The organism is Colwellia sp. PAMC 20917 (assembly GCF_001767295.1).
Lineage (GTDB): Bacteria > Pseudomonadota > Gammaproteobacteria > Enterobacterales > Alteromonadaceae > Colwellia_A.
On the sequence record NZ_CP014944.1, the window covers coordinates 1009146 to 1035361 of the forward strand.

The 26216-nt window shown below is 37.9% G+C and carries 24 protein-coding genes and 1 other RNA gene; 11 read left to right on the forward strand and 14 right to left on the reverse strand.

Going from position 1 to position 26216, the window contains the following annotated elements:
- The first annotated feature begins 45 nt into the window (after positions 1-45).
- Together A3Q34_RS04295 and A3Q34_RS04300 are read left to right on the forward strand one after the other, a co-directional pair.
- Positions 46-1539, forward strand: coding sequence for a response regulator (locus tag A3Q34_RS04295; RefSeq protein WP_070374229.1), 1494 nt, complete (start codon positions 46-48; stop codon positions 1537-1539).
- Positions 1540-1564: 25 nt separating this feature from the next.
- Entirely contained in the window at positions 1565-2182 is a 618-nt protein-coding gene (locus A3Q34_RS04300) for an HD-GYP domain-containing protein (protein ID WP_070374230.1), read from the forward strand.
- Between the two features lie 383 nt (positions 2183-2565).
- Here A3Q34_RS04300 and A3Q34_RS04305 read toward each other — a convergent pair whose 3' ends face one another.
- From A3Q34_RS04305 to A3Q34_RS04370, 13 genes are all read right to left on the reverse strand, one after another.
- A complete protein-coding gene (locus A3Q34_RS04305; RefSeq protein WP_070374231.1) occupies positions 2566-2880 on the reverse strand; it encodes a hypothetical protein in 315 nt (104 codons plus the stop codon).
- Between the two features lie 42 nt (positions 2881-2922).
- On the reverse strand, positions 2923-3381 hold the full coding sequence (locus A3Q34_RS04310) for a hypothetical protein (protein WP_070374232.1): 459 nt from the start codon (positions 3379-3381) through the stop codon (positions 2923-2925).
- Positions 3329-4789: a TnsD family Tn7-like transposition protein gene (locus A3Q34_RS04315; protein WP_070374233.1), complete on the reverse strand. Its 1461-nt coding sequence runs from the start codon at positions 4787-4789 to the stop codon at positions 3329-3331. Before A3Q34_RS04315 ends, A3Q34_RS04310 begins: the two co-directional genes overlap by 53 nt.
- Positions 4790-5353 (reverse strand): hypothetical protein, encoded by a 564-nt coding sequence (locus A3Q34_RS04320; protein WP_070374234.1) that lies wholly within the window; start codon positions 5351-5353, stop codon positions 4790-4792.
- 219 nt (positions 5354-5572) lie between these two features.
- Positions 5573-6556 carry a transposase gene (locus A3Q34_RS04325; RefSeq protein ID WP_070374235.1) on the reverse strand — a complete coding sequence of 328 codons (984 nt, stop codon included), beginning with the start codon at positions 6554-6556 and terminating at the stop codon, positions 5573-5575.
- A gap of 275 nt (positions 6557-6831) precedes the next feature.
- The gene (locus A3Q34_RS04330; RefSeq protein ID WP_070374236.1) at positions 6832-7461 is read right to left on the reverse strand and encodes an SOUL family heme-binding protein; all 630 of its coding nucleotides are present in this window, start codon (positions 7459-7461) and stop codon (positions 6832-6834) included.
- A gap of 302 nt (positions 7462-7763) precedes the next feature.
- Positions 7764-10655: an aminomethyl-transferring glycine dehydrogenase gene (gene gcvP / locus A3Q34_RS04335; RefSeq protein WP_070374237.1), complete on the reverse strand. Its 2892-nt coding sequence runs from the start codon at positions 10653-10655 to the stop codon at positions 7764-7766.
- 243 nt (positions 10656-10898) lie between these two features.
- Positions 10899-11288 (reverse strand): glycine cleavage system protein GcvH, encoded by a 390-nt coding sequence (gene gcvH / locus A3Q34_RS04340; protein WP_070374238.1) that lies wholly within the window; start codon positions 11286-11288, stop codon positions 10899-10901.
- Positions 11289-11472: 184 nt separating this feature from the next.
- Positions 11473-12561: a glycine cleavage system aminomethyltransferase GcvT gene (gcvT, locus tag A3Q34_RS04345; protein ID WP_070374239.1), complete on the reverse strand. Its 1089-nt coding sequence runs from the start codon at positions 12559-12561 to the stop codon at positions 11473-11475.
- A 476-nt stretch (positions 12562-13037) separates the two neighbouring features.
- On the reverse strand, positions 13038-14306 hold the full coding sequence (locus A3Q34_RS04355) for a UbiH/UbiF/VisC/COQ6 family ubiquinone biosynthesis hydroxylase (protein ID WP_070374241.1): 1269 nt from the start codon (positions 14304-14306) through the stop codon (positions 13038-13040).
- A gap of 72 nt (positions 14307-14378) precedes the next feature.
- Positions 14379-15602, reverse strand: coding sequence for a 2-octaprenyl-6-methoxyphenyl hydroxylase (ubiH, locus tag A3Q34_RS04360; protein WP_070374242.1), 1224 nt, complete (start codon positions 15600-15602; stop codon positions 14379-14381).
- A gap of 188 nt (positions 15603-15790) precedes the next feature.
- Entirely contained in the window at positions 15791-17158 is a 1368-nt protein-coding gene (pepP, locus tag A3Q34_RS04365; protein ID WP_070374243.1) for a Xaa-Pro aminopeptidase, read from the reverse strand.
- A gap of 14 nt (positions 17159-17172) precedes the next feature.
- Positions 17173-17742 carry a UPF0149 family protein gene (locus tag A3Q34_RS04370; protein ID WP_070374244.1) on the reverse strand — a complete coding sequence of 190 codons (570 nt, stop codon included), beginning with the start codon at positions 17740-17742 and terminating at the stop codon, positions 17173-17175.
- A gap of 185 nt (positions 17743-17927) precedes the next feature.
- Between A3Q34_RS04370 and A3Q34_RS04375 the strand changes: the two genes are divergently transcribed.
- The 5 genes from A3Q34_RS04375 (at position 17928) to metK (ending at position 21707) form a co-directional block, all read left to right on the forward strand.
- Complete coding sequence (locus tag A3Q34_RS04375; protein ID WP_070374245.1) at positions 17928-18236, forward strand: cell division protein ZapA; 309 nt, start codon at positions 17928-17930, stop codon at positions 18234-18236.
- Positions 18237-18328: 92 nt separating this feature from the next.
- Positions 18329-18510: non-coding RNA, 6S RNA (gene ssrS, locus A3Q34_RS04380), on the forward strand.
- A 225-nt stretch (positions 18511-18735) separates the two neighbouring features.
- Complete coding sequence (locus tag A3Q34_RS04385; RefSeq protein WP_197517656.1) at positions 18736-19437, forward strand: substrate-binding periplasmic protein; 702 nt, start codon at positions 18736-18738, stop codon at positions 19435-19437.
- Positions 19438-19540: 103 nt separating this feature from the next.
- Entirely contained in the window at positions 19541-20389 is an 849-nt protein-coding gene (murI, locus tag A3Q34_RS04390; RefSeq protein ID WP_197517657.1) for a glutamate racemase, read from the forward strand.
- A 130-nt stretch (positions 20390-20519) separates the two neighbouring features.
- The gene (gene metK / locus A3Q34_RS04395; protein ID WP_070374247.1) at positions 20520-21707 is read left to right on the forward strand and encodes a methionine adenosyltransferase; all 1188 of its coding nucleotides are present in this window, start codon (positions 20520-20522) and stop codon (positions 21705-21707) included.
- Between the two features lie 95 nt (positions 21708-21802).
- Here metK and trhO read toward each other — a convergent pair whose 3' ends face one another.
- Positions 21803-22783, reverse strand: coding sequence for an oxygen-dependent tRNA uridine(34) hydroxylase TrhO (gene trhO, locus A3Q34_RS04400; RefSeq protein WP_070377004.1), 981 nt, complete (start codon positions 22781-22783; stop codon positions 21803-21805).
- Between the two features lie 541 nt (positions 22784-23324).
- On the opposite strand from trhO, the gene rsmE reads away from it, so the two are divergent.
- From rsmE to ruvX, 4 genes are all read left to right on the forward strand, one after another.
- Positions 23325-24086: a 16S rRNA (uracil(1498)-N(3))-methyltransferase gene (rsmE, locus tag A3Q34_RS04405; protein ID WP_070374248.1), complete on the forward strand. Its 762-nt coding sequence runs from the start codon at positions 23325-23327 to the stop codon at positions 24084-24086.
- Positions 24087-24110: 24 nt separating this feature from the next.
- Positions 24111-25067 (forward strand): glutathione synthase, encoded by a 957-nt coding sequence (gshB, locus tag A3Q34_RS04410; protein ID WP_070374249.1) that lies wholly within the window; start codon positions 24111-24113, stop codon positions 25065-25067.
- 140 nt (positions 25068-25207) lie between these two features.
- The gene (locus A3Q34_RS04415; protein ID WP_070374250.1) at positions 25208-25762 is read left to right on the forward strand and encodes a YqgE/AlgH family protein; all 555 of its coding nucleotides are present in this window, start codon (positions 25208-25210) and stop codon (positions 25760-25762) included.
- A gap of 19 nt (positions 25763-25781) precedes the next feature.
- On the forward strand, positions 25782-26216 hold the full coding sequence (gene ruvX / locus A3Q34_RS04420; protein ID WP_070374251.1) for a Holliday junction resolvase RuvX: 435 nt from the start codon (positions 25782-25784) through the stop codon (positions 26214-26216).

Here is a 26216-nt window from a genome sequence, read left to right on the forward strand (position 1 = left end):
TGAAGCAACTATGCTTTTAAAATGGAAGAATTCCCTAATTAACGTATGAAAATAAATACCCAAACAATTTTTCTTGTTGAACATGTAGCCGAGTGGAATGATGCCATCTTATCGATTTTGCATGAATTGAAGTTTGAAAATATTCAAATATTCAATAGTTCTCATACTGCATTTGATGCTTTTGTTAAGAAACAACCAGATTTAATTATCTGCGATTGGTATACAGGTAAAAGTAACTCTCTGGAGTTTCTCAAAAAGGTAAGAAACCATAGTGTTGCACCTGATACTCCATTTATAATGGTGTCAGGTATCATAGAGCAAATTATGATTAAACAAGCTGTTGCAATTGGTGTTAACGAATATATTGTAAAGCCATTTAATACTAAAATTTTTAAAGATAAAATTGATCATGCCCTGAAGTTTGGACGACTAGGTAAAACTAAAAAAGCTAAGAGTGAATATTTTAAGACCAAAATAGCAGTATGTAATCAAAAAGGAAGCATATTACGGGTTATTAAAGATAGCTTTGAAAACTATCAATATGAAGTATTTCAAGATTTGAAGACAACTATCGAACAAGCCAAAACGGACAAGTTCCTTGATATATTAATCATCGATGAACATACTATTTATACTCACAGAGAAACACATAAATCACTTTTAAAATTAATAGCTACAGGGCAAATTGAAGTAGTAATAATCAGAAATATTGATATAAACAAAGAAGTCTACAGCACATTAAAAGCTATTGGCTTTAAACATTTTGTATATCCATATATAGATTCACAAGATATCAAGACGAAAGTAGACTTATTGATAGAACTGAAAAAAGCGTTATTACAAACAAAAGATACCGTTAAACAAGCAACAGTTGAAAAAGATAATGAATTACAGCAACAATTATTACAATCTATTAAGCTTGAATCCAATAATATAGGTAAGCTTGGAGAAAAAATCATTTCCTCATCAAAAAAATCCAGTTTTATTAATCAGTTAGCTCAAGAAATCAGTGATAATAGCAAAAGCATAAATTCTATTACTGAAGCAATAGCATCGACTGCTATGAGCATAAAGGAATTACAACAGAGTTCTAAAGAAAAAATATCAATTTCTGATCTTTTTAATAACACCAATAAAGTTTTTGCTCACTCATTAAAGCAGAGGAAACTAACGATTAACTTTTCTTCACGAGAATGTAAGTACTTAAAAGCAAACCCAACCCTATTTTCTAGTTTATTTATGTTTATAATTAAAGCGTTAATAAAAGACGTCAAGTTTGAAAGTACGTTGTATATTAGTGTCAGTGAAGAAAATAATAATCAATTTATTGAGATGGAAATAGTAGTCAGCATGACTGGTTATCCTCACTTAGAAGATATAATGGAACGTGTTTGGTTTAACAAAGATGGGGAAATACAGTTTGAATTAAAAAATACAATCAAGGAATTATCCGACTCTCAGTTAACAAAATATGAGTTTCGTTTTGATCAAAGAAATGGTTTGTTTACCGCTGTACTCATTGTTCCCAAAGACACTTAGGTCTCTAAACTTTCAAGGTTGAATTATGGAAAACCGTACATTATATCAATTAATTAATACTATAAGCGCTGCAATTGAAGCTAGAGATTTTTATACATCAGTTCACCAGAATAGAGTTTCAAATATTGCTCGACTAATAGCTCAAGAACTTCAGTTACCTAAAGAGCAAATAGAAAATGTCCGGCTTTCTGGGATTTTACATGATATTGGTAAGTTAGGAATTCCTACAGCGCTCCTTTCTAAAGCAGGAAAGCTAAGGAAAGAGGAGTTTGAGTTAATAAAGCAGCAATCCGTAATCGGTGAAGAAATCCTAAAACATATAGATTTCGCTTTTCCTCTTGCAACTATTGTTCGGCAACATCATGAAAGGATAAATGGATCTGGTTACCCCGATGGTCTATCAGGAAGTGATATACTACTAGAGGCTAGGATTATCGCTGTAGCAGACGTTGTTGATTCAATGACCTCATCAAGAGCATATAGAGGAGCATTAGGCTTGTCTGCTGCTATGGATGAGCTCAATAAGAATAGTGGTATTTTATATGATTCGGAGGTTGTAGATGCCTGCTGCCAACTCTATAAGAACAATAAAATTAACGACTTGCACTCAAATGATATATGGGGAAGCTCCAGAAAGCAGTAGTGATGCACTCTCAGTTGGCAATCAAATTCAATTTTGTGGAAAACGCTCTTCGAATTACGCTAAGAGTTAAAGTTCATTACTTAAATTCTAACGACTACTTTTAGCTGAAAATTGCCTCACAAAATAACAGAGCATTTCCCTAAGTGCTGAATGGTTTCACAAAAGTTTGGTATTTTTTATGTTCAGATTTACCGTAATGCTCGCAAAGTCAAATATCTGCTTATTAGAACAATTTAAAAATAAAGACAACTAACCGTATAGCTGAGATTGGCACTGAACGGCCCCACAAACTTTTCTAATGACCGCTTTTGGCTAGGAGCGGAACAAAATGGGGTTAAAGATCCTAAGGCGCTATGTGCCCCGTAGTCATAGGACAAAGAAAGTTAAGTCAGCTTTTTGACGAGATAAATGTCTCTCATATTTTTGTGTTCACTGAAAGCATCATTTAGGTATCTTTGAATTTTTTGTTCAAAGTAATCCATATCTTTTTCATACCGGCAATGAAACCCGATAACTAGCTTCCCATCTTCATCATCTAACTTTGCACGTATATCATTAAGCCCACCATCAATTGAAAATTGACCGGAAGATAAATCAACAACTCCCAGCGCATTAAAACAAGTTCGGCTAATATCATCTAAGATAAGGCACACATTCTTAGCATCTTTGACTAGTATTCTAGTAGGTAAAATAGGCATAAGAGTCTCCATTAGTTTTATTTTAGTCTAATCATTATTACGCTATTCAAAACCGCCATTTTCAATGAGATCAACATATTCCAGCAATACTCCAGCTTGCCCTGTTTGACACAATTCTACTGGTGTTAAATTGCCACAGGACGGGATTTTGTAGTGTTCAAACCAGTGGATAGCTAAAACATTACAACCTGACCAAGACATAAGTTTAGGGAACAGTTTGTTTTGCTGTTCTTGAGTAAATAGATGCCCAAAGCGTGAGCTAAGCTGTGCACACATCTCTGGTCTGCTTGCTTCAAACATCCTCACTTTTTCACTAAGTTTTCTAAGATTATCGATAGAGCCAGCCTCAGATAACTTTCCCCATAATCGCTCAATACGTTCAAGTACGGCTATTAGTTCTTGCTCATTTTTTATCATCATTTCAACCTCATAGGTTAGCTGTAATTGGTTATTGTCCTTTGTACCTATCTTTTCTTGGTATTGCTTTGGGTAAAGTTTCATAAAGCCATGCTTTATCGTGTTTAAAAAGCCAGGTATAAGAAGCTCTGGCTAATTTTTGTAGGTTACCCCTGGTGATGCCAGGGTCTTTTGTGATTAAGCCTAAAATACACTTTCTGTGGCATTGCTGAAGTTTGAAATAACGTAAGTTTGTCCGAATGGTTTTTATTGCAGGGTGTTGAGTCAGAACTTGCTCTACAGCCGCAGTTGAACATTTCATCTTTGCCGCTATTTTTTCTGTAGAAGTGCCTTTTTTCAACATGCTTTTAATCTTGCTACGCTCTGGAGAAAAAATACGTTGTGCTCGCGTATTTATTGAAATACTTTCTTGGATGGCGATGTTCTTTACAAAAGTAACACTAACACCAAAGCCTTTAGCTACAGACCTTAAGCTAGCACTAGTCTTTAATTGCTGAATAATTTTTAGCTTCAAATTGTTAATACGTTGAAACGCACTTTGCTTTGGCTGAACCTTCATTAAATCAACCGCATTTCTGAAGCTAAATTGAGGGTCATGGTAGCAACTAAAAAATTCATTCAATGAGCCAAATAAATATCCAATAATGAGTAAGTGCTTTACTGGATGGTGTTGTGCATGAGGCTGATAAATCAAGCAAGTTGGAAAAGAAGTAGAACTACGTTGCTCAATTAACTGCGAACTTAACTCTGTGGATAGTGAGCCTTCCCAATACTGCTTTATATTTTCAAACCATTGGGCTTGCCTGATTGAACCCGTATTTGTACTTAACTCATGAGATACAAGTCTAGCTAGGTAGCACTCGACTAATCGAGAAAGGTTTAAAGAATCATTTCCCTGTTCAAGTAAGTCCTGACTTAATTGAGCAAAAAGGTTTACACGCTCAGGTATTTCGAATCCTACTAGCTGTAGCTCCAGAGTTTGTTCAGGAAGGAGCAACGCTCGTCTATTGCAGGTTTTACTCACTAACCATTGTTGATGTTCAATACAAATAACCATCCAAGGTAATTGGTGATTGATATGCCAATACGCAACTCCATAAGTGTTGATATCATTGATGGCACAAACAGGGCAATACTTAAGCTGTTTAGCACACTTTAATCGATTGGCGGTCAATGATAGTTGACTATGTAATTCCTTAGCATTTCCTTGCAATAAGTACGAATAGGTTTGCTCGGCAACCTGTGGATTTAAAAAGGCTTTGAGATATGAAAATAGCGTGTGTTGTTCGATAAGCACTTGAGCGCTTACCTGAGTTTCTTGTGCTAATTGAGGAATAAAGCTTGGTAGCACTGCAGATAACTGACAATGTGCACTACCAATAAACTCTTGAAGAAAATCTCTAGATGATGGATATCCACTTAACAGCCTAGAGCGCACCAAATAACTATATAACGTTTCATTCGGATATAACTCTAGGCTGAAGGACTTCATTTAGATATGCCTGTTTGATATTGACTCTACACCAAAGAACCTTAACCAAAGTAATACACTTATCGGTGGCCAATTTCTCGCTTGATAGCGACCAGCATCGATACTGAGCACCCTTTCATCAACTGCAAGCTCTGGTTGTTTAAAAAACACGGATAAGCCGTTACTAAATAACCAGTCTTTAAACTCATTTTGCAAACTGTCTGCAAGGTAGATAGGCGCTTTTCTGGAGATGCTTGAAGCCTTAGCAAAAAAGCCTGCAACTCCATTTTTCATTTGGTGACTATATTGTGGCGAACTCAGCGTTCCTTGCTGTTTAAGAAGTCGCATACTATTTTCAAGGAGCCACTGGGTATGCTCATTTAACGCATATGTTTTAGGCGCTATCTTTGCACTACATACAGGACACTTATCATCGACTGGAGGGACTGAATGATTTCTGATATCTGTATAGCTAAAACCACAATCATGACATCCTTCACTCAATATTTGGTGATGGTGCTGATAACAAGTAATAGCCGAGGGTAATTGATGGGCAACATGCCAAAAGCTTGTACCACTTCTCAAGTTATCAAGCTAACAAATAATTATGCCACCCATAATAACTTCAAATAATAATGATAAGCCATTGCTTGTCTTTTTAGCTTATAACAATACCTATTGATAAGGTAAAGCGAGTTTCTATAGTCCTTTATCGCAACTACTTTCTTCAAACATCAAATGATAGCCGAGTTAAACCCACCACTCTAAAAGAGTAGTACGATTACGCCTTATTCATAAAAAACGTTATGCGCTATTCAAGCAAGCCTGAGCATTCGCTATACCATGTGTTCGCTGCAAACCAACATGCTCACTAAATTCACATAAATGCTCAGCAGTACCGACAGCGCCTGTGAAGATAGTTTCAAAATCCGTCGTAAGCTTTAGCCAACTTTCATCATTGATGTGTAACCTCGCGAGAATATTTACCGTCGTCGTGTCGATGGCGCCACGTTTATCACGCAGGAGGCGTCCTGTTTCATCAACCAGTGTTAAGTAATCTTGTAAGCTAAAATGAATACCAGCGCCAGTTGATTTTTGATGGGATTCATTGCCCGTAAAGGGTAATAAGCAGGTCGGTTGCTCACCGGTTATAGCCGCTTTAATGCGTCGTTGAATACTGGTGAAGTCAGACTGCTCTGGGGTAACCGCAATACCTGCTCGTATAGGGTTTAAATCAACATATGCCATACACGACAGTAACGCCCCTTCATCAAGCAGTGCTTGTGATTTAAAGCGCCCTTCCCAAAAGTGCCCGGTACATTGGTCTTCTCGGTTAGCTTGTCGGGCTATCGGCTCGTTCAATGAGCGCATAAACCAACTGATATCAATTAAACGCTGCTTATAAATCTCAGCCGTACTTTCAACCGTCGCTAGTTGACACTTATCAAGCGGTTGTTTGTTCGAATATCTTTGAGTTAATAAGGTCCCTTTGAATAATTGATGCCAACGTTGCAATACCTCATCGGTTGACCAGCGCTCTATTGGCTCACTATCGACATGCAAGACAATATGTAAATGATTATGCATGACAGCATAAGCACAGATATCTATCGAAAATACCTGAGATAATGTAAATAATCGCTTTTCAATCCATCTGCGTCGATGCTCGAAACTGACACCCGTCTCCTTATCTACGCCACACAAAAAAGCCTTGCGTACCGTGCGACTGCAAATGTGATAATAAGGTGTATCCAATAAACTAATTTGTTGTGAACGAGGCTTAGGCATAACAATCACCCGACTGAATAAAGGTAACTTAAGTCTAGTTTATTGAACGAAAACTGCATAAATTATTATGGGTGGCCTATTAAGAAGGAATAAGTGTCTCGAACAAAAACTGCATAAGTTATTATGGGGGGGCTATTATTGTGACTATTTTGTCAGTGAACGCTATTCGAAAAAGCAAACATTTAAATGTTTCGTCTTGCACAACAGCAAGCCAGTCAGAGGGAAAATAGATACCTTAACTGGCATTTACAGCAACCAATAGTAATGAATTTGGGCTATTTTACTTCAATTAACACTTCGTTGTGGCGAAACCATGGAATGGTAAAAGGACCATTGTAGGCTGCGTTAATAGGCTCACTAACTGCGGTATAGCCGTTTTTCGCTATCCAGCTATTGAGGATTTGGGTTTGTGTTTCAACATTACTATCACTGAGTAGTCCGCTGAACTTTATCACCGCGACTTTGTAATCCTTTACTTCTGTTATCCAGACGTCTGGGTTGGTTGGCTTAGGGGTACTTTGTATCGTAAAGTCGGCAGGCATTACAAATGACATTACTTGTTGTTCTGATCGCTCTTTCATAAACACCGGAGCGGTCATAGTGATGTTGGTCCCCTTAGATAATGCTTCTGATTCATCCATCAGTACAGGTGCTGTCATGGCTATTTCTGTGGCGCCTTCATTCTCACCAGTAATGTATCTGAACAGATTCCTAAAAGCACCGTTCATTCCGTCGGCTGACATGTCGGATGACACTAGCACTATCGATTCATAGTTACGCACTTCAATTTTCTGTGCCTGATCAGATTTCAATAGTGTATAAGGCGCGCTCTCAACTCCACTTTCTCCAAACACGGAGCAACCGGCTAAAATCAGTGGAACAAGAAGTGCGAAAAGTAATTTCATAGAGTTTCCTTGAGGTCTTATAAAACAGTGTTTATCACTGTTTTCATTTTTTATTAAGATTAAATACGTAAAACTGGGAAATTAGTTCAATTCAACATTAAATTTTATCTTCAATAAAACCTGTTGGTTGCAGTTGACTAGTGCTGAATTACAAGAAAGCCGATATCGGCTCACTTTTCTAACCGTAATAAACCAAAAAGGCGAATCATTGCTGATTCGCCTTTTTAAGTTTCACAAACTCAATTAATTTTTCAAACTTAATTAAACTTTCACAAACTTAATTAACAGATGACATCAAAAAACTAGTCTTGATAGCTTTCAATTGGAGGACATGAACAAATTAAGTTACGGTCTCCGTATACATCATCGATGCGATTAACTGTTGGCCAAAATTTATTTTTGGCTGCAGCAGGAACTGGGAATACAGCTTCTTTAATAGAATAACCACGTTCCCAAGTATCAGTAATATCCGCTAACGTATGAGGAGCATTATGTAATGGATTGTCGTCACTTGACCATTCACCCGATTCAACTTTACGTACTTCGTCGCGAATAGAAACCATGGCTTCAACAAAACGGTCAAGTTCAACTTTTGACTCAGATTCTGTAGGTTCAATCATGAAAGTACCCGCTACTGGGAACGACATCGTAGGTGCATGGAAACCATAATCAATTAAGCGTTTTGCTATATCAACTTCACTAATACCTGATGTGGCTTTAAGTGGACGTAAATCGATAATACATTCATGAGCAACACGACCATTTTTTCCTGCGTATAAAAGTGGGTAATGTTGGCTTAACTTTTTAGCTAAATAATTAGCATTAGTAATAGCATATTTAGTCGCATCTGTTACGCCCTGCTTACCTAGCATTGCACAGTAAAGGTAAGAGATACATAAAATACCCGCACTACCAAATGGTGCTGCTGCAACGGCTCCATTGCCTTTAGTACTTTCATTAACGTTAATTAATGCATGATCAGGCAAAAATGGTGCAAGGTGTGCTTTAACGCCGATAGGTCCCATACCTGGGCCACCGCCACCGTGTGGAATAGCAAACGTTTTATGCAAGTTTAGGTGAGAAACGTCAGCGCCAATATAGCCTGGCGACGTTACGCCTACTTGTGCGTTCATGTTTGCACCGTCAAGATAAACTTGACCGCCATGTTCGTGAACGATGTTACAAATTTCTGCTACTGTTGTTTCATATACACCGTGCGTTGACGGGTATGTGATCATAATACAGGCAAGATTGTCGGCCATTTCGCTTGCTTTAGTACGCAGGTCGTTCATGTCAACGTTACCTTCTTTATCACAAGCAACAACAACAACTTTCATACCAACCATTTGCGCAGACGCAGGGTTTGTACCGTGGGCAGAAGATGGAATTAAACAAATATTACGATGTGCATCGCCACGACTTTCATGATATTTAACAATCGCGATTAAACCCGCATACTCGCCTTGAGCACCAGAGTTAGGTTGCATTGAAATGTTGTCGTAACCCGTTAGTTCAACTAACCAATCGCCTAACTCGTCAATCATTTGCTTATAACCTTGAGCTTGGTCAATGGGTGAAAATGGGTGCATGTTAGCGAATTCAGGCCATGATACTGGGATCATTTGTGCTGTTGCATTTAACTTCATCGTACAAGAACCCAAAGAAATCATTGAATGGTTCAATGCTAAATCTTTGTTTTCTAATCTTTTGATATAACGAAGCATTTCTGTTTCGCTGTGGTATGAATTGAATACCGGGTGAGTCAATATTTCAGATTCACGTACTAATGCTGCAGGAATTGAAGAATGACCGCTACTGACTATTTTGTCGTCAAGGGCGCTAACGTCTAAACCATGGCCTGCGCCTAATAATATATCGAATAAACCAGCAATATCAGTACGAGTCGTTGTTTCATCTAGAGAAATACTAATTTGACCCGCAACATCAGTGCGGAAGTTAACACCTGCAGCTAGTGCGCGTGCAACGATTTCTTCTTTATTATCTAAATTGAACGTTAAGGTGTCAAAGTAGTTAGCATGAATAGCTGTTAAGCCTTTTGTGGCTGTACCTAAGCATAAAATATCTGCGAAACGATGAATACGATTAGCAATGATTTTCAAGCCCTTTGGACCATGATAGACCGCGTAAAACGCCGCCATGTTAGCTAAGAGTACTTGGGCAGTACAAATGTTTGAGTTAGCTTTTTCTCGGCGAATATGTTGTTCGCGAGTTTGCATTGCCATACGCAATGCAGCGTTACCACGGGTATCTTTAGAAACACCAATAATACGACCAGGCAATGAACGTTTGTATTTCTCAGAGGTAGTAAAAAATGCAGCGTGTGGTCCGCCGTAGCCCATTGGAACACCAAAACGTTGGCTTGAACCAATAACGGCATCGGCACCTAATTCACCCGGTGCTTTTAACATCACTAAACTCATGATATCGGCGGCAACCGCAACAATACCTTTGTTTGCGTGAATTTTTTCAATTAACTCACTAATGTCTGTAATTTCACCCGATGCACTTGGGTATTGTAGCAAAGCACCAAAAACATCATGGTCAGCGGCTTCATGAGCAGGAGCAACGATAACGTCAAAATCAAACATTTCTGCACGTTGTTTAACAACGTCGATAGTTTGTGGATAAACATCACTTGAGATAAAGAACAAGTTTGATTTTTTGTTTTTAGAAACACGTTTTGCTAATGCCATGGCTTCAGCAGCCGCAGTTCCTTCATCTAATAATGAAGCAGAAGCTAGTTCAAGACCGGTAAGGTCGATACACATTTGCTGGTAGTTTAATAATGATTCTAAACGACCTTGAGCAATTTCTGGTTGGTAAGGCGTGTAAGCCGTGTACCAGCCTGGATTTTCTAACACGTTACGCAAAATTACGTTCGGTGTTAATGTGCCGTAGTAACCTAAACCAATGTAGGTGTCGTTTACTTTGTTCAAGCTTGCAACCGCTTTTAAATCACTTAAGGCTTGCGCTTCTGTTTTACTTTCTTCAATCGCAGGCAATGCTGATAAACGAATATCACTTGGTACGATTTCATTGATAAGTGCGTCAACCGACTCTGCGCCAATGTCTTTTAACATCGCTTGAGTTTGTTCGGCATTAGGGCCAATGTGACGACGAATAAAGTCTTGAGTTTGCTCTAAATAAGCAAGTGATTTTGATTGAGTAGTCATAAAACAGCTTCTCTTAAGTGGGTAATTAATTTACTGGGTCTTTAGTTACGGCGTAACTAAAATAAAGCCCCAAACAAGCAGTTGGAGGCTTAATAACAGATTTCGTAAACAGCTAGCTTTTTGGTAAGGCGCTAAATTTATCAGTCTTATAAGCTTAATAAGCCTTTAGCTAAAGGCTATTAAGCAAGTGAGATTAGACGAGTATCAAAAGCAACGCAGCATAAAAGCTAAATGTGCCCGAAATTAGTCTTCGTCAATAGAATTCGCGTAACCTTCAGCATCTAATAAAGCATCTAACTCTGCTTCATCAGCTAACTGAACCTTGAATAACCAACCAGCGCCAAAAGCGTCTGAGTTAACTAATTCAGGAGAATCTTCTAAGTCTTCATTTACTTCAATAACTTTACCTGAAACGGGTGCGTAGATGTCTGAAGCTGCTTTTACAGATTCTGCTACTGCAACGTCGTCACCAGTACTGATTTCGTCATCAACATCAGGTAATTCAACAAATACCATGTCACCTAATAAGTCTTGTGCATGTTCAGTGATACCAACTGTAACTACGCCGTTACCTTCTTGACGTACCCATTCGTGTGATGTTGCATATTTTAGTTCTGAAGGAATGTTGCTCATTTTTTATTTTCCTGAGGTTAATTATTGTTTATCGTAAACTCAATTTCAATTGTCGCTATTGGCTAACAATTAAATACTATAGCTTAATTATTCTTCTATATTGGACAAGCGCAAATAGATTTACCCTCGACCAACATTGTCATTCTACTTGCTTTTAAAACAAATTTTTATGATTAAAAATTAATTAAAAAACTTTTTTGCCATTGCGAACAAAGCCAGCTTTGATCACTTTAACGTTAACTGATTTTTTACGCATTTCTACTTCAACAGTGTCGCCTAAGCTTACGCTGCGAGGAACACGAGCCATAGCAATACTATGACCTAATGTTGGCGAGAATGTACCTGAGGTAATAATACCTTCACCAAATGGCGTAATCACTTTTAAGCCAGTGCGTAATACGCCTTTTTCTTCAAAGACTAAACCAACAAGTTTAGGTTGGTCGCCAGCAGCTTTTTGGGCAGTTAATACTTCACGGCCAATAAAGTTACGATCTGTTGGTTCCCAGCTAATGGTCCATGCCATGTTAGCCGCTAATGGCGAAACAGTTTCGTCCATATCTAAACCATAAAGATTCATGCCTGCTTCTAAGCGCAAGGTATCACGAGCGCCTAGACCACAAGGTGCAACACCTGCGTCGAGTAATTTTTGCCATAAATCTGCTGCTTGGTCTTCTGGAACCACTATTTCATAACCATCTTCACCGGTATAACCCGTGGTGGCAATGAATAAATCGCCGGCTTGAACACCAAAGAATGGCTTCATACCTTCAACAGCTTGAGTTTGCTCTGGTGTTAATAGTGAAGCTACTTTAGCTTTAGCTTGAGGACCTTGCACGGCAATCATGCCAAATTCAGGACGTTCGGTAATTGTAATGTCGAAACCAGCCGATTGTTCATTCATCCACGCTAAATCTTTTACGCGCGTTGCTGAATTAACAACCAAACGATAATAAGTTTCAGTGAAGAAATAAATGATCAAATCATCAATAACACCACCTTCGTGATTGAGCATACCGGTATAAAGGGCTTTACCTTCAACGGTTAATTTTGCAACATCGTTGATCACTAAACGGCGTAAATATGCTTTGGCATCAACACCTTTAATATCAACAATGGTCATGTGTGAAACATCAAACATGCCGGCATCAGTTCGAACAGCATTATGCTCTTCTATTTGCGAGCCGTAGTTAATTGGCATTTCCCAGCCGTGAAAATCAACTAGTTTTGCGCCAGCTTCAATATGCTTAGCATGTAATACGGTTTTATTAGTCATCGTATGTATTCCACTTTAATTGTTGAATTCACCATTAAGCCAAGCTTAAAGGTAGTATATTTACAAAATAATTGGCCAGATTATAGCCGCGCAAAGCAACCTATTCAACTAAAAACAAAGAAAACAGTCAATAATACAAATTTTAAACCAGATAAATATTTTAATCCAAATTTAATTTTTAAAACCACATGTTTTGAAAATTATAATCAGTTTTACTTCGTAAAAAAATAGGATCTTGGGTTTTTATTTTGTGTTTTTTACTGACATTTTTTTTCAGGAAAACTTATTAATTTAAAAGCTAATAATATCAAAAGGAAGGAGGAATATTAGGACGTTTATAAAATTATTTTTCATCGATTAACCATACACTTAAAAGACAATCATTAGATAAGTTTTATAAAACAGAGCAAACGTTATTACAAGCTCTTACGGTCATGTCAAAAGCGTTTGCTTAAATGCTCAAAGCAACGTTAATTTTAAAATAACTTGTCTTTGAGTTTTGCAAGTTTAGGTAAATCACTTTTCAAACCCAATGCTTGTTTAATTAAGACTTGCTTAACGGGCTTTAAGTTATTAATTAAAGACAAACCCAGACCTCTCAACAATTTTATAGCGCCTTGTTGAGGCGTAAACACTTGTTTAATTGACTCCATTGCTGCAACCATTTCGGTTGCTTCGGCTTTACGCCAACGCGAATATTCATTTAACAAACGAGTGGTTAACCAAGCATCATTAGGGGATTTTTGTTGGGTTATTTTGTCATTAATAATTTGCGCCAATGATACCGCGTCAAGTAAACCTAAATTAACGCCCTGGCCTGCTAATGGATGAATGGTATGAGCAGCGTCACCAACTAAAGCAATACGCTCTTGAACAAAGCTTTGGGCGATACGCATAGTTAGCGGATGAGTAAAACGTTTACTCTGCAGTTCAATATTCCCTAATTTTCCATCACTTGCTGCCGTTAACGCTTTTGAAAACTCTGCTGGGGTTAAGCCATTTAAACGAATTGCATCTTCGGGGGATGTAGACCAAACAATCGAGCATAAGTCTTGCGTTCCAAGAGCGTCGTTAAGTGGTAGTAGCGCTAGAGGGCCAGTTTCTAGAAAAACTTGCCATGCGGTATTTTGGTGTCCTTGTGAACATTTTACCGTAGCAACAATAGCATGATGATCATAATCACGAAAAGTTAAAGGGAACGCCATTTGACGTCTAACCCAAGAATTTGCGCCATCAGCACCAACCACTAATTTAGCGGTTATTGGCATAGGGTTGCCGTTAGTTGATGTAAAACTAACAAAAGCCTCACTTTCACCAATACTTATATTACTTAAGGTATTCTCAGTATAAAAAATTATACCTTGATCTGCTTGTGCTTTTTGCCAAAGACTTTGACGTATAACGCTATTTTCAACGATCCAACCTAGCTGTTCATTGGCTGAGGTATCGGCTAAATCGTCACAAGAAAAAAGTAACTTGCCAAAGCCAGCTTTATCCCAAACATGCATATCAGTATAAGCTTGAATACGTTTTTGTTGAATTAATGGCCAAACATCAAGATTATCAAAAATTTGTTTACTGGCGACATTGAGCGCACTAACTCGAACATCAGGCTGTTCTGATAATTCATCCGGCGGTGAAGTGTCAACAATAGCAACGGTTAACTGTGTTTGCTGACGTAGCGCTAAAGCTAAGGTTAAGCCCACCATGCCGCCGCCAACAATTAATACATCAAATTTTTGCATGTTATTCTTCTTAATTTTAAAATGGCTTTACGTTAGGTTAACTGGGTATTTTTAGTCACCTTGGTTTCACCCTTAATAACCCATCGTTTTTCTAACGAGGCGACTTTTTAATGGTGATAAATAATTCATGACTTTCAAACCAACATTACGACCTATAACTAAAGGGGGCAATTTATTTGAAAAAAGTGTCACTAACGAATCGGTTAAACCAATGACTTGCTGATGATCTAACTTTCGTTGCGAGGCATAATGACTTAACAGAGAAAATTGTCCAATGTCTTGATTGTTATTTAAGGCTACTTTGATCAGCTCCACCATTTGCTTAACATCTCTTACACCCAAATTAAAACCTTGTCCGGCAATAGGATGAATAGTGTGAGAAGCATTACCAATAAGTGCCATGCGATGAAAAACCTGTTCATCTGCCATTAATAATTTAAGCGAATAAACATCGCGCTTACCCACTTGGGTTATTGCGCCAAGCCAACTACCAAAAGCATTTTCAAGTTCATCTTGGAATTGTTTATCGCTAAGTGCTAGCATTTTATCTGCTTGTTCAGGCGGTAATGTCCATACCAAAGAACAACGACTATCACTTGTTGCGCTCCCCTGTTTTGACAGCGGTAACATCGCAATAGGACCAGTATCAGTAAAGCGTTCAAAAGCCAAATTGTTGTGGGGAATCGCCGTACTTACATTGGTAATAAGTGCCGATTGACCGTAGTGAGACTCTTGCACCGCAATGTTAGCAAATTTTCGACAGGCTGAATGAACACCATCACAGGCTAATAGTAATTTCGCGCTAAGCTTTGCTGTTGAATTAAGCGTCAGTTCAACCTGCTCTTTTTGCCAAGTAATATCGGTTATTTTATCGGGAGTGAACCAAGTGATATTATCTGTTATTTTGTTTTTCTCTTTTAAACTGCTTAATAATGCTTGCCCAAGCAATGACATTTCAACAACAAAGCCGAGTGCATTAACTTGATGATGCTCAGCATAAAGTCGAGCTTTACCGTAGAAGCCTCGATCAGAGATATGAATATTTTTAATGGGCTCGGCTAGGTGCTTTAATTGTTGCCAAACGCCTAAACGTTCTAAATAGGTTGCTGTGCCATGTGAAAGCGCTAACACACGATCGTCAAAAGTTAATCTTGGATCTTCTAATACCGGATTAGCTTCAACAATGGCAATAGACAGTGGCTGACCCTGTTGTTTTTTGCAGTCGATCAAACTCAGTGCCATTAATGCACCAGATAAACCACCACCAGAAATTACGATATCGAATTCTTTTTTCATAGTTACTTTTTTTAGCTATTTAATACAGTCGCTTAAGATAAAGCGTTAAAGTGAAATGCTAAGTTCATTGCCAATTCATCATTGAACTGTGAAATAAAACATTGATTAATGATTGCTGCCTGAATGTAAATACGTAAATCTATGATGACAAGTTCATATGGCAATGTGAATTGACGATAAAAAATCAGTTAATTATTCGCAGTCATTAGTTGTTCAATTTCAGCAATTGATTTTGGCGCATTTACCGTTAAGTTTTCATGACCTTGATCAGTTACTGCTATATTATCTTCAATTCTTATTGCTATACCGCGCCATTTTTTATCAACACTATAATCATCAAGTGGAATATAAATACCCGGCTCTATGGTCATCACCATACCTTGTTCAAACGCTCGACATTGCTCGCGTTTATCATTTGACTGATAATCACCAACGTCATGAACATCTAAACCCAACCAGTGCCCTAAACCATGAATAAAATACTTTTTACAGGCTTTGTCCTCGAGTAACTGAGCTAAATTCCCAGACAATATACCTAAACGATGTAAACCTGAAGTTAGGAAGTTATTCACTAAAACATTAAGCTCGACAAAGGTTGCGTGTGGCTTTATTGCATCAATCGCTAAGTTCTGTGCATCTAGCACCAGTTGATAGACTTCTCGTTGTGCTAATGTGAACTTGCCATTTGCAGGAAAGGTGCGAGTAATATCAGCCGCATAGCCGCTAAGTTCACCACCGGCGTCAATCAACACCAATTCGTTATTTTTCAGTACGTCATCATTGTTGGTGTAATGTAAAATATTGCCATTATCACCACAGGCAACGATACTGCCATAAGCGGGGTGCCTTGCACCATTACTGGCAAATTCATGTAGTATTTCCGCTTCTAATTGATATTCAAATTTACCAATCGCTGACTGTTTCATCGCTCTGGCATGAGCCGCACCGCTAATAATATTTACTTGGCGCATAATATCTAGCTCGCCAGCACTTTTAATTAAACGCATTTCTTCAATAATATTTCGACAATCAACCAGTAGTGTCGGTGCTTTTACGCCAAGGCGGTTTTGCGCTTTAACTGCTGATAACCATGCATATATTTGGCTATCAAAGCGGCTACTTTTTCCTTGGCAAAACAACAAGTGACTTTTATCCGCAATATAATCAGGGAGATATTGATCTATTTCAGTTAGTGGAAAACATTCATCTACACCATAATGCTCTACCGCTAACGCTTGTCCTACTCGCCTACCGTGCCAGACTTCTTGAAGGGCATTTTTTTCAAGGTTAAATAAAATACTTTGTTGATTTTCTTCGCCCTTACCAACAGATTTAATCAGCACTAAAATAGCATCAGGTTCGTTATATCCTGTTAGATAATAGAAACTTTTATCTTGGCAAAAAGCATATTCGGTATCATTGCTACGCGTGACTTCTTGTGCAGCGGAAAATATCGCAATAGAATTTTCTGGCATCGAGGTAAAAAATTGAGCACGACGTTGGATAAATTCTGCCAAAGGTAATAAAGTATTTTTAACTAAAGTTGATGTATTCATGACTTAATCTTTTTTTAGTGGACAGTATCTTCTGCGCTTTTACTTTCTGGCGGTGAGCCGAGCTCGGTAAAACACAATAAAGCAGAAATTCTGACATATTCAGCTATTTCAAAATAGGCTTGCTCGGTATCTTCGTCTTCTTCCATTTCGTCAGACAAATTAGAGATTTCAGCAAAATCAATAAGAACTTCTTTAACGTCTTCTGATAATACCGCTTTGTTTTTTTGTTGTAGGCCGAACCCTAAATTGAAGCCTTGTACCCAAACACTTAAAGCATGGCCACGTTCAACTATACTATCGTCATCATCGGGTAACGTTAATTGAAAACCATAAGAGTCATCAATAATGTCATGCCAAACTTTTGCAAACATTGATTTGACCAACGACTTAACGGCACGAGGTAAACCTTCACCATTGTTAAACAAGTCATTAATCATCACGATATAGTCCTCACTTTCAAAGGTAAACCCGGCACAAACTAAGCCAGTTAATACCCCATGTAATTCAGCGCCATGGACGGTAATACTTTCTGTTGTAAGAATTGCTTGCACTGAGGCAAAGTCTAAAGAGGTTTCGTTGGACATGTTTTAATCATCAATAAAATGCGTGAGTTAATGCAAGGTATCGTAACATTCACGCTTTTATGATGCTAGAGATTAAAAGGAGAAAACCCCAGAGAACGCTTGCATAGTGTACTGCTCATCGCTATAGTGCTCAGATATGTATATATTACTATTAATTAAGATGTTTTTTTGAGAATCAGCCTGTTATGAGTCAACACTCGGTTACCATTGAAGTTGCTAATAGAAGACTAAAGATTTCATGTCCTAGTGGGCAAGAGTCGTCTTTACTATTAGCTGCGGAAGAGTTAAACCAACGTTTGCTAACAGACAGTAAAACTTGTTCTATAAAGACACCTGAACAATCATTAGTAATGACTGCACTTAACTTATCTAATGATTTATTAGCTGCTCGTAAAGAAATTATCGATGAACGTGCTGCGCTGCAAAGTAAAATTGATTTACTACAAGCGACTATCAAACAAGCTGTAATTTCCGAATACCTCAAGAAAGCTTGATTTTTCAGCAACCTCTGTTCACTAAAAAAACAAACAAACTTAAGTTACAAAAAAACACTTAAATCGCTTTGAAAAATTAGCTATACTAACTTCGTCTTCTGGGGTGTTTGTATGTTAACTATGTCCCTGAGCCGATAAGTTTTAACTAAGGAAGTTGATTATTAACTATTGTGCAAGCCCGGCTCGTATCGGGAAGCCTACGGTTGAAATGATACCTCCGCCCTGAACACCCGGTGTTCAGGACTAAAGTCGACTGCGGCACCTTGGAAGCATCCTTTTTATATTCATACTAGTCATACTAGGTTTAAACATATTAGGCTTAAACCTGATACCTCCGCGCAGCATCTAACAACACCCGATTTATCAAATATTAGTCATACGGTTACAAGTAAAATAAAGAATAAAAGGCTAACTTACTATATACTTAAAAGACTTATTGTTATTAATTAGGTTACTTGTTTATATGCCTATAAAATACCTCTGTGTAATGCTGTTGCTAATGCTAAATACTTCATCAAGTATCGCTAAGCAACTTGTTGTTACTGAAATATTACCGCCCTACCAATTCTATCAAGAGAATACTGCGCTTAGTGGATTCTCCGTAGAAGTCATGCAGGAAATATTCAAAATTACCGGTGATGAAATTAATTTACAAGTATTTCCTTGGGCTCGAGCTTATAAAACCGCACTTAACCAACCCAATACCCTTATCTTTTCACTATCTCGCACCAAAGCTCGGGAAAATTTATTCATTTGGGGTGGAAAATTAATGAAAGAAGATATTTATGCTTGGGGCTTAAAAGAAGATTTTAAAACATCAATAACTGATATAGAGCAACTCAAAAAATACAAAATAGCCGTGACTAATTCATCAAGCACCGCTCAATACTTTCAGCAACAAGAATATCCCTTTATTTATATGGTCGTTTCACCAGAGCAAAGCTTACAGATGCTCTACCTCAATAGAGTTGATTTTATAACGGGGACGAAGAGCACCTTAGTGGCGCGAGCGAGTAAATTAAATTTAGAGGTAAGTAGATTAAAAAAAATCATGCCTCTCTCAGTCGTTAATCATGACTTATATTTTGCTTTTAGTCTAAATAGCGATAAAAAGATTGTCACTAAATATACCAACGCTTATAAAATAATAGAGAAGAATGGCACTTTAGACAAACTGAGAAATAAGTGGCAAGTGCAGTAAACGCTACATACTTATTAAATAATGGCTAGTGCGCTTTACTTTTCTCTAAAAAATCAATATAACAAAGACGAATTTTATCCGTTAGTTAATAACCATAGACAAAATGACCCAAAATCATCTAGCCACCAAATCAAAAAAACCACAAGGGCAAGTTTGTGCTGCCACACAAGCGATCGGTATTTTCGACTCTGGCATTGGTGGTTTGTCGATTGCTAAGTGTATCCATCAGCATTTACCCAATGAAAATCTTATTTATGTGGCTGATAGTCAATTTGCACCTTATGGCGATAAGTCGTCAGCAGAAATTATTGAACGGGTAAATAAAATTGCTGACTGGTTGATTAGCCAACAGGTAAAGGCCATTGTTGTTGCCTGTAATACCGCAACAGTTAGCGCTATTGATCAACTGCGTTTAAGGGTTTCAATTCCAATTATTGGCGTTGAACCAGCGATAAAACCCGCAGCGTTGCACAGTAAAACAAAGAAGATAGCCTTGTTAGTAACAGGGGCAACCGCAATAAATACTCGGTTTTTGTCTTTAGTGAATAAGCATAAAAATGGCGCTGAAATTTATATCCAACCATGCCCTGGCTTAGTAGAGCTTATCGAGCAAGGCCTTCATGAAAGTGAACAGTGCCTTGAAATACTGAATACTTTTTTGCAACCTCTTCTGCAAATTAATATAGATACCTTAGTCTTAGGCTGTACACATTACCCCTTTGTTCGTTCGCTTATACAAAGGATTGTTGGTGATAAAATTACCATCATGGAAACCGCTCAACCCGTAACTGAGCAACTTACTCGGCAACTTGCAAGCCAAGGATTATTAGCAAGTACTCAATCTATTTCGCAACAACACTTTTTTAGCTCTAAGCTATCTCAGCAACAAGCCAGATTGATGTCAGTACTTTTTGGTCAGAATGTTACCCTTCAGCAATTTCCTGCTCTATAAATGAACAATTAATAATTATTTTTAGCCGTTTAGCCATCTAGGCGTAAAAAAACTAGAAAATAGTTAATCTTGCAGTTAGAATAACTCCAATTCGAAAATATTTTAAACTATTACATTTTTCTGAGGTTATATGTCTACTCAATTTTTCACTTCTGAATCAGTTTCTGAAGGTCATCCGGATAAAATCGCCGATCAAATTTCTGATGCGGTACTTGATGCTATTATCGCTAAAGATAAGAATGCTCGTGTCGCTTGTGAAACTATGGTGAAAACTGGTGTAGCTATTATTTCAGGTGAAGTTTCTACCACTGCATGGGTTGATCTAGAAGCGATTACCCGTAATGTTATTAGTAATATTGGCTATACGTCGTCTGACGTTGGTTTTGATGGTGAAACTTGTGGCATAATGAATTTAATTGGCCAGCAATCACCTGAGATTGCCCAAGGTGTTGACCGAGCAAACCCTGAAGATCAAGGTGCTGGTGACCAGGGATTAATGTTCGGTTATGCGACCAATGAAACTGAAACGTTAATGCCTGCGCCAATATTTTATTCTCATCGTTTAGTAGAGCGTCAAGCTGAAGTGCGTAAATCAGGGGTCTTACCTTGGTTGCGTCCTGATGCTAAATCTCAAGTCACTTTTGTTTATGAAGATAATAAGCCGGTAGCGATTGACGCGGTTGTTTTATCAACTCAACATAATCCAGAAATTTCTCAAGAAGATTTACACGAAGCTGTGATGGAAAATATCATCAAAGCTGTGCTACCTGCCGAGTTATTAACTAAAGATACTAAATACTTTATTAATCCTACTGGCCGTTTTGTTATTGGTGGTCCGGTAGGTGATTGTGGTTTAACGGGTCGTAAAATTATTGTTGATACCTATGGCGGCATGGCTCGTCATGGTGGTGGTGCTTTCTCAGGAAAAGATCCATCAAAAGTTGATCGCAGTGCGGCTTATGCTGGTCGTTATGTAGCAAAAAACATCGTTGCGGCTGGTTTAGCTGACCGTTGTGAAATTCAAATCTCTTATGCCATTGGTATTGCGGAGCCAACGTCAATTTCAATTGAGACTTTTGGTACCGGTAAAGTCTCTGAAGCAAAATTAATTGAATTGGTAAGAGCACATTTTGATTTACGACCTTACGGCATTACTAAGATGCTTGATTTATTGCACCCTATGTATCAGATGACAGCAGCTTACGGACATTTTGGTCGTGAACCTGTTGAAGTCACTGTTGGTGATGATACTTTTACTGCATTTACGTGGGAAAGAACTGATAAAGCTGACGCACTTAGAAAAGCTGCTGGTTTTTAGTTTTAACAACTAAATATCAAGGCTCCTGCTCAATAAAAAAGCGACTTAATAAGTCGCTTTTTTTATGTTCAAAGGGTAAATAACAACCTAGCTCGTCACGACTTAGTCGACTGTGCTTTTTTGCTGGCAACTTTATCTTTTCGTCGCTGTTCGATAACATCTTGAACATTGCCACCAATATGCTTTTCACCTCGTTGGTTCGCTAAATTTATTTGACGCTCACGCTCAGCGAAACCACTGCGCTGTTCGTCGGTATACTTGTCATAACAACGATGACAACTCACACCTTTAACATAGTGTTCGCTTTGCATTTCTTCGCTTGTTATCGGGTAGCGACAAGCAAAACATTGGTCGTACTGCCCTTGCTCTAAACCATGTCCAACGGCAACACGGCCATCAAAAACAAAACATTCGCCTTCCCACATTGAATTATCTTGTTCAACTTCTTCTAAATATTTAAGCACACCTCCCTCAAGATGATAAACGTCTTCGAAGCCTTGCTCTTTCAAGTAAGCTGTTGATTTTTCACAACGAATACCACCCGTACAATACATAGCCACTTTTTTGTGTTTATTTTTATCTAAATGTTGGGCAACATATTCTGGAAATTCACGGAACGTTTCAGTCTTAGGGTTAACGGCGTTTTTAAAGGTCCCAATTTCAATTTCATAATCGTTACGCGTATCAATCAATAAAACTTCTGGATCTGAAATAAGCGCATTCCAGTCTTTTGGTTTCACATAAGTACCAACAGTTAATAATGGGTCAATGCCTTCAACACCCATAGTAACAATTTCTTTTTTTAATTTGACTTTGCTACGTTGAAAAGGGTTTTCATCAGCATATGAATATTTATGAGAAACATTAATTAAACGTTCATCCGTCTCTAAATGAGCTAAAAGCAGATCGATACTGGCTTTTGTACCGGCAACCGTACCGTTAATACCTTCGTTAGCGAGTAATAACGTACCTTTGATGTCGTTTTCTAACATAACGCTTAATAAAGGTGATTTAAGTTGTTCGAAGTTTTCTAAGCGCACAAATTTATAAAGTGCACAGACAGTAATATTTTGCATAGTAATAATACCCATTGAGCCAGCCAGAACGTAAATCCGGAGCTGTAGATTAATATAAAACCAACACCTGCTACTGGCAGTGTTAGTCGAAAGATGCGCATTCTATCAAAAGTGCTTATTTAGATAAAGTACCTCGTCGCTCCCCTTAATTATAAAGTTGTTATCTATGGTATTATTTAGAGGATTTAATCCTAAAACAAGGACTTAACACCACAGTGAAAAATCTTTCAAAAGGCAAAGTAATATCAATAAAAACTCGTTAACTCGGTGAGACTTTTAGTTTTTCGCGCAGCCTTGGAATAATCATATGAACGACTCGCACTAAAGTACCGCGTTTTCTCGACGATACTGATAAATTGGCTAAAAAATATATGATTACATCAGATGATAGTTAATTCGGTCTGAAAATGTATTTAAACATTGAAAACGCCCTTATGATTTTTTAAATAGCCGTTTTTACGCTATTTTATAAAATCATAATTGAAATATGGGCAAGTCGCCCTTATATTTCTTGATAAGATAATAAAAAATATTAATAAAAATGAGCAATCCTAGAATTTTTCAGCAACAATCATTTTCTGTTGGCGACACTATCACCTTAAGTGAAGATGCCTTTGGCCATACCATAAGAGTTCTGCGTTTAAAAAGTGGTGATGATTTAACCCTTTTTAATGGCGAATTAAACCAAGGTGTACTTGGCGATTATCAAGCTGAAATAACCGATGTTAGTAAAAAAAATGCCCAAGTCGTTATAAAGTCATTCAACGAAAAAAATGTTGAATCACCATTAAATATTCATTTAGGACAAGGTATTTCACGTGGCGACCGAATGGACTTTACCTTACAAAAATCGGTTGAGCTGGGTGTTAACACCATTACCCCGCTATTTACCGAACGTTGCGGAGTAAAGCTAACCGGAGATCGCTTACAGAAAAAAATAGACCAATGGCAAAAAATAGTGGTCAGTGCTTGTGAACAAAGTGGCCGTTGTTCGGTCCCTATTGTTATGCCTGCTGTTTATTTAGATGAATGGCTGACTCAACAAACTGGTTCATTAAAACTAAATTTACACCCAAAAGCGCAATACTCAATAATGAATTTGCCTGAAAAAAATATCAGTGACTCAAATCAGCGAGTGCGTTTACTTATTGGTCCAGAAGGCGGTTTAAGTGATGATGAAATTAAACGAGCCAATCAAGCCTCTTTTGTTGATGTTTTATTAGGGCCAAGAATATTAAGAACAGAAACGGCAGCATTAACGGCAATTACCGCATTGCAATGCCGCTTTGGCGATATTAATTAGTAACGAACACATTAGGAAATAAAGATGACAATTAAACTTGGCGTAGTAATGGACCCTATTTCACAGGTCAATGTAAAGAAAGATTCATCTATGGCGATGATGTTCGAAGCTCAAAAGCGCGGTTACGAAATTTATTACATGGAAATGAAAGATTTATACCTTGACCAAGGACAATGCCGTGCCACAGCACAAAAATTGAAGGTTTTTGACGATCCTCAACATTGGTATGAACTAGACGAAGTAAACGACATAGCTGTTTCAGAACTTGACGCGGTTTTAATGCGTAAAGATCCTCCTTTTGATACCGAATTTATCTACGCAACCTACATGCTTGAGCGAGCAGAAGTTGAAGGCACATTAATTGTAAACAAACCACAAAGCTTACGTGACTGTAACGAAAAACTTTTCACCGCTTGGTTTGCAGAGTTGACACCACGTACCTTAGTGACACGTAACAATGATAAAATTCGTGAATTTCATCAAAAAGAAAAAGACATTATTATCAAGCCACTTGATGGCATGGGCGGTGCGTCAATTTTTCGTATAAAAGAAAATGATGCTAATGTTGGTGTTATATTAGAAACACTCACCAACCACGGCAATCAGTACGCCATGGTGCAAGAATTTATGCCTGAAATTAAAGATGGTGATAAACGTATTCTTATTGTTAATGGTGAACCTATGCCTTATTGCCTTGCACGTATCCCTGCACAAGGTGAAACGCGTGGTAATCTAGCTGCCGGTGGCCGTGGTGAAGCAAGACCCCTTAGTGCTACCGATAGGTTAATTGCTGAAACTATTGCACCAGAATTGAAGAAACGTGGTCTATACTTTGTTGGGTTAGATGTTATTGGTGACAAAGTTACCGAAATTAACGTTACCAGTCCCACCTGTATCCGAGAAATTGAAGCTGCATATCCTATTAATATCAGTGGAAAATTAATGGATGCAATAGAAGAAAATATTCGTCCTAGAGTATAAACATTTTAGTTATATTTTTTACCATTTAAAGTTATGAGTCTCTACTAGCGGTGATCCTTTGAAATAAACGATCACCATACCTCTATAAAAACAATGATACATAGAGTTTTTTTAAAACTTAAAGTGTAAAAGGTGATGGTATGGAAAGCTTAGAAAATCAACTATTAATTGCAATGCCTGCATTAGACGATGCCTATTTTAATAAAACCGTAACTTATATTTGTGAGCACAATGAAGAAGGCGCTATGGGTCTTATTATTAACTTACCCGTTAACGTCACTTTAAACGAATTGCTCATCCAGATAGATGCTAAAAAAGAACAAGCACCTGAGTTAGGTCAACAAGTGCTAACCGGAGGTCCTGTTTCTCAAGACCGAGGTTTTGTTCTACATAGCCCACAAGATTGCTGGAAACAATCATTATCGCTAAGTAAAGAGGTCATGATCACCACCTCTAAAGATATTTTAATGGCGTTAGGGACAGAAGGTGCGCCTGAAAAATATATGGTTACCTTAGGTTATGCTGGTTGGGGGCCTGGTCAATTAGAAGAAGAAATAAAAACTAACGCCTGGCTTTTAACCCCTGCTGATGGTGATATTGTTTTTAATACACCGATTGAGCAGCGCTGGAAAAAAGCCACAGAAAAACTAGGTATTGATATGGCTCATTTATCTACGGATATTGGCCATGCTTAACAACATTGAGGAATAATAAGTGTCAAAAGATGTCGGCCAACGCACCGTTTTAGGTTTTGATTTTGGTAAAAAATATATTGGCGTTGCTGTTGGCCAAGAAATGACCGGAAGTGCCTCTCCTTTAGGCTCGATTAGAGCTAAAGAAGGTATTCCTAATGAGATGGAATTAACAAAATTTATTAAAGAATGGCAACCTGACTATTTAGTAGTGGGATTACCCTTAAATATGGATGGTAGTGAGCAACAATTAACCCTTGATGCCAAAAAATTTGGTAACCGCTTATCGAATAAATTCGCCCTGAAGGTAGAATTTCAAGATGAACGTTTAACCACAGCGGATGCCAAAGAACGTTTATTTGCCGCTGGAGGCTATCGTAATTTAAAAAAGGATAATATTGATGCTGAGTCAGCAAGATTAATTATTGAAAGCTATTTTGAAACGCTTTACGACTAG